Raw genomic sequence first — 5,837 nt, forward strand, 5'->3', positions numbered from 1 at the left:
TTACCATAGACATTTTATTAGGGAAGCGTAGGTTCAACTGGCAAGTACAAATAAGTAGAAATGTTTGAACAACACCGTTTTAGGAAGTTGAAAAATCAAGTTTCTCTCTCGGTATAGCGTTTATTTTGGCCAATATCTTCTTTAGTTTAGCATTTGTGTATTTCCCATTCGTGTTCTATTTAGCTCCTTATTATGAGTATGTAGCAAGTTACTTATCAAATTCAGCCTCTTTGAGGGTCAAATATGGTTTTGCAAATGGTGACTGACAAGACATAAACAAGGTCAGCAGGATTTTTTACATAAATGGACATGAATGTATATAACCTAAAATAAGAATAAATTTTAATAAGGGCTGCCCAAAAAGAAAAAAAATGCAGTTGCCATCCTACAGATACTTGCAGAAAGGATAAAATTTACTTTTAGACCTTTTGGGATAGCCCTTATTAATACTTCAGATAAAATTCCTTAGGTTATATTTTCAATCCTTTGGACCGGGTTTCCTCCTTGGCATACAGTCCCGGACGCCCGATTATGACATGGTTGGCAACGATACTATCCGCCGGACTGCGTATCTGCGGCGGTGCATTTTCGGGATATTGCGCCTGCCTGTTCCTCACATCTTCCGCTTCCGGCTTGAGCTGTTGCCCTTCATTCTCCTTTTCTGCGACTTCGGGCGTGGGTGGCGCAAGCTCCAGCTGAATTTTTCGGTCAAGGGCGGCAAGTTCGGACTTCAACTGCTTCAGCTCGTCCTCCTTCTTCCACACCTTACCCGCTATCTCCTGTAACTGCGGTATCTCCATCTCCAGCACCTCGTTCTTCGCCTTGTACTGGTCGATGATGGAGGGTATCCTCTCCATCGCGTTGAGGAAGTTGCGGGCGGCGGCCAACGGGTCAGCCATCGCCAGATGCCCGTTGTTGTAGGTGTACTTGTAGTTCCCCTCGACCACGAAGCGGTTGTCGGTGAACTCCAATCCCTCTTTGAGTATCCTTTCGCTCACCACCTTTATCGGAAAACCGTAAAGTTCACCGACCTGCGTGTACAACCCTCCGGTCGTGGCATTCTTGGCTATCTCCTGCAAACGCTTTCCGATGACCTTCTCATCGGCGGAATCCACTCCGTCCACCTTTATTATATTAAGGCGGTTGCCCTCCTTGTCGGTCTGCACCACCGACAGGAAGCGGTTCCAGTCCTCCGTCATGGCATCTATGAAAGCCGTGTTGTTGCGCAACTCGCCGGTCTTTGACTCCAGCTTGAACTCCGAATCACGCTTGCCCTTGTTGAACGACTTGCGTTCCCCTTCGAGCGATGCGATCCGCTTTTCCAGTTTCGCCTTGTCCAACAGGTCGGTATTGCCGGAGAGCAACGCCATGTATTCCGAGAAATTCATGCCCGATTTCTCGTCCATTGCCCCCTCGTCGATGGTACGCGCACCCATCGCACCGCTTTTGAGCTGGCTTATGAAAGTCTGCTTGCAGTGCAGGAGGTTGAACTTGTAGCTGTCCAGTGACTTCTCCACCGCGTAGATGATTACATCCACGTTGTTCCCGGCGAAATGTTTGGCAATCTCATTACCTGCCCTAACTCCGCGTCCGTCACGCTGTTGCAAGTCGGACGGTCGCCACGGCGTATCGAGATGATGGATAGCCACACACCGTTTCTGGGCGTTCACACCCGTTCCGAGCATAGAGGTAGAGCCGAACAGCACACGCACCGTCCCGGCGTTCATGGCGTCTATCACCGCCTTCCGCGCCTTGTCGGTCTTGCACTCCTGAATGAAGCGCACCTCGCTTGGCGGTATACCGTAGTCCTCCGTCAGTTTGCGCTTGATTTCCGAATAGACGTTCCACCCGTCGCCCGGCTGGTATGTCCCCAAATCAGAGAAAACGAACTGCGTGCCTTTCTGGGCGTCGTATTTTTGATAATACTCCGCGATCATCTTGGCACAGTGACTCGCTTTGTTGTCGGGATGATCTTCGTAATTCGGGTCTATCATGCGCATGTCGAGTGCCATTTTCCGGGCATAGTCCGTGGCGATGAGCATCTTCGCCTTTTCTTCCGTTTCCGAAAGCGGCAGCCTGCCCAACAAGGTGGCATCGCCCGTCTTGGCGAACTGCATCAGTTTCTGTATGAAGTCCTCCTGTTCCGGCGTGGGCGGTATATGGTGCAGTATCTCGTTCTTGGCAGGACGGTCAACGCCCACATCCTCCGCCGTGCGGTAGTCCGTGATTTCATTATAGAAGGCGGCAAGCTCCGGCACTTTGATGAAGTAGCGGAAACGCTCCTTCTGGACCACATTGTTCGTCACGTTAAATTCAAAATCCGTCGTCTTCTTGGCAAATATCGCCGCCCAAGCGTCGAAACACCTTATGTCCTGCCGTTCCAGCTCCTTCGGGCGCAGGTACTTGAACAGCAGGTACAATTCAGTCAGTGAGTTGCTGATAGTCGTGCCGGAGAGGAAGGTCGCACCCAAGTCTTTTCCTGTGCGCTCCTGTATGGTGCGTATGGCAAAGAGCATGTTAAGTGCCTTCTGGCTTCCCTCGCTGTTTCCCAATCCCGCCACACGGTCGTGGCGCGTGTTGAAAGTCAGATTCTTGAACTGGTGGCTCTCATCTATGAAGATGTGGTCGATGCCCATCTGCTTGAAATCCACCACGTCGTCCGTGCGTGACTTTATGGCGTGTTCCACCTTCTCCAGCTTCGCTTCAAGGTTGTGCTTGCGCTTCTCCAATCCTTTCAGCATCGCCCGCGACACGTTCTTTCCCTGCTGCCGTAGCACTTCGAGGTTTTCCTCCACCGTGTCAAGCTCTGCTTGCAGGATGCGCTGCTGCAATTCCGGCGACTGCGGTATCTTGCCGAACTGGTCGTGCGACATGATGACGCAATCGTAGTCGTTGTTCTTTATATTATTGAAGAAGCGCACACGGTTGGCGGTCGAAAAGTCCTTCTCCGAAGCGTACAGAATACGTGCGTTGGGATATGCCGCCTGATAGGTGGCTGCAATCTCCGCAACGTTGGCTTTCAGCCCGATAATCATCGGCTTGTGTGCCAAATTCAGACGCTTCATCTCATGCGCGGCGATGCACATTATCAGCGTCTTACCGGTTCCCACCTCGTGGTCGCAAATTCCGCCGCCGTTCTGTTTCAACATCCAGACGCAATCCATCTGTGAGGGATAGACGCTCTTGATACCCCGGCTTGCCAGCCCTTTCAGGTTGAGGTCGGGAAAGGTCTGATGGGAGCCGTCGTAGCGCGGGCGCACGAAACAGTTGAACTTGCGGTTATACATCGTCACAAGCCGCTCCTTGAACTGCGGCGACTGCTCTTCGAGCCATTCGGAGAAGCCGTTTCGTATCTCGTCAATCTTGGCGTTGGCGAGTTGTATTCCCTCGCTGTCGCGCATCTTGATGTCGTTGCCATGCTCGTCCTTGCCGATGGACTTCATCATGTCAGGGCAGGTGTTGTGCAGGGCGTGTTTTAGGAGGTGCATACCGTCATAGTTCCGGTAATACCCCTTCACCAGAAACTCGTCCGTGATTTTCATGGTGCGGTAGCCGCACACCACCGAAAACTCGTCCATGCTTGCGGAATAGGCGATTTTCACCTCCGTGTCGAACAGCCGGCTCATGTAGGCGGCATAGACACCCGTCGGAATCCAGCGTTCCCCGAAATTGAAGTCCAGATCCTCGAAGGCGATGCGCTGCGGCTCGGCATCTTTCAGAGCCTCCAACGCCTGCTTCACCTCCGGCATACGCTCATTTTCGGGATTGTCACCCATCCATGCCTCTATGCGTTCCGCTTTCTCTATGACATTTCCGGCGATGAAACGGTCTTTGATTTCGTAACCGGTCACGAGCGGATTGTAGTAGATGCGCCCTTGCAGGGCAGTGAGCAAATCCTCCGCCGTGCTGTCGGTTATCTCCCGCATATAGTCGAGATTGACCGTACCATATTTGTTGAGCGACGCAGACAGGGCTTCTTCGGGAGAGCCTACGTTGGCATGGCTCTCCACCGCGAAGGAAACAGGATGCTCGAAGATGTCCGCCTTGACGAACTTTCCGTTTTCCATCCGTTCCAGCGAAAGGATGTCGCGCCCGCCCGCATCCATCATCACTAACTTCACGTTCTGCTTGGCGTTGAGGTTGCCGTAGCGCATGACAAACTCATCGTAACAGGTATTCAGATGCTCTCGCCACGGAACATTTGCCTCGCGCCGGAGCGATTCATAACGGTACAGACGCTCGTAGGCGTCACGCAGCGACACATACAACAACGCCTTTTCCTTCTGGTATCCTTTCAGGTCGAGCGGCTGGAATGTCGCCCCGTATGGCGTGATGTCCTTCAGGTAGCCGATGTTATGACGCCCCCTGTCAGCCACCAGCGACCCTTCGCGCAGGTGCATCTCCGGCGTGCGGTGGTAGGCACGCGGAGAAAGGTCCACGACTTCCTCCTTCGGCTTTTCCGCTTCGATGTCGGGGAAAAGGAAAGTCCCCACCGCTTCCGATGGGGTATCTGTAACGGCAGGTGCGGCGACTGCCTCCGGCTGTGTTTCCTCCTGTCGTGGCTGCTCACGGGAAGTTTCCGGCACGGCTTTCACTTCCGTCTTTTCCGCCACTTGTTTCTCGTTATGCTGCCTTGCCAGTTCCCGAAGTTCTTTCCTACGCTCCGGCGTCAAACCCATCATCATTTCATAGAAACCGTTGATGGGAGGATTGGTATCCCAGTCCAGTGTGGCATAGATGTCGTCCGGGTCGGCAGGCTTGGCGGTGTTCTCCGCTTTCACCTCCTTATTCTCCATTGCGGGTTTTGCAGTTGGAGCTGTCGGTGTAACCGTGACTTTCGGTTTGGGCGGAGTGGACTTTGCCGTAACTGCCTTTTTCACCGTCTTTTTCTTTTTGGAGGTTTTCGGTTGGCTGACCTCTTCCGTCATCCCCCAGAGGTCAAGCAGGGTGAGCTGCACGCCTGCGGAATATTGCGGGCGCGGTTCTATCTCCGGCTTTTCATCTGCGGGTTGCGGCTTTTCTGTCGGAGTTTCCACCGTCTGCGCCGAGGATACTGTTTCCAATTTTATGGCAGGACGCTCTACTTTATTTTGAACGGCAACTTTTTCTTCCGTTCCTGCCTGCCGGATTGAACCCGAATACAAGCGCATGGCAAGCCTGTAATGGAAATCCTCGTCGAGCATACGGCGCAAATCCCCGGCGATGCCTGCTGCCTTGCCCTCGTGCAGATAAACCATAGCGGGCTTCCCGTAGGGGTCTGTGTCAAGTTTCGCCATCGTATGCACGATGCGTTCCGGGTGGTGGATGAAATAGGCGTTGTCGGTCAGGGCGGTTTTCGTGTCCGTCTGTATCACGGTCATCAGCCGCTCGTCCTGCGACATTTCCTTCTTGCTGATGTCCCTTTCAGGCATGGTCGGTTTCCTCCCCACCTCCTTGCCCGCGTTGTCCGTGAACAGGTTGTTGGGCAGGCGTATCGCGGATACCAGATTGGCCTGACTGAACAGCTCGTTACGCACGGAGGTCTTGGTGCTATTCAATACCCCTTGCGAGGTGATGAACGCCACGATACCGCCGTCACGCACGGCATCCAGTCCTTTGAGAAAGAAATAGTTGTGGATGGTTTTCTGGGCGGAGCGTCTGCCGAAAGAGTCGCTCCGCTGAAACTCCGCGTCGAACACGGCAATGTCACCGAACGGAATGTTGGACACCGCCAAGTCGAAATAATTGTTGAACGGTCTTTCGATTTTCTCAAAACCGCAGGTGCGCATTTTCTGGTCGGGATAGAGATGCCTCAAGATTGTACCCGTGAGCAGATCCTTCTCGAAAGCCATCACATC

The 5,837-nt window shown here is 53.1% G+C and carries 1 protein-coding gene; it reads right to left on the reverse strand.

The window, feature by feature from the left end; all coding sequences use genetic code 11:
- Positions 1-470 precede the first annotated feature (470 nt).
- Positions 471-5,837: helicase-related protein (locus DWX33_RS22030; RefSeq protein ID WP_122381047.1), on the reverse strand; the 5,367-nt coding region annotated here is incomplete at its 5' end.

The organism is Parabacteroides sp. AF19-14, assembly GCF_003635485.1.
In the GTDB taxonomy this organism is placed as follows: Bacteria; Bacteroidota; Bacteroidia; order Bacteroidales; family Tannerellaceae; genus Parabacteroides; species Parabacteroides distasonis.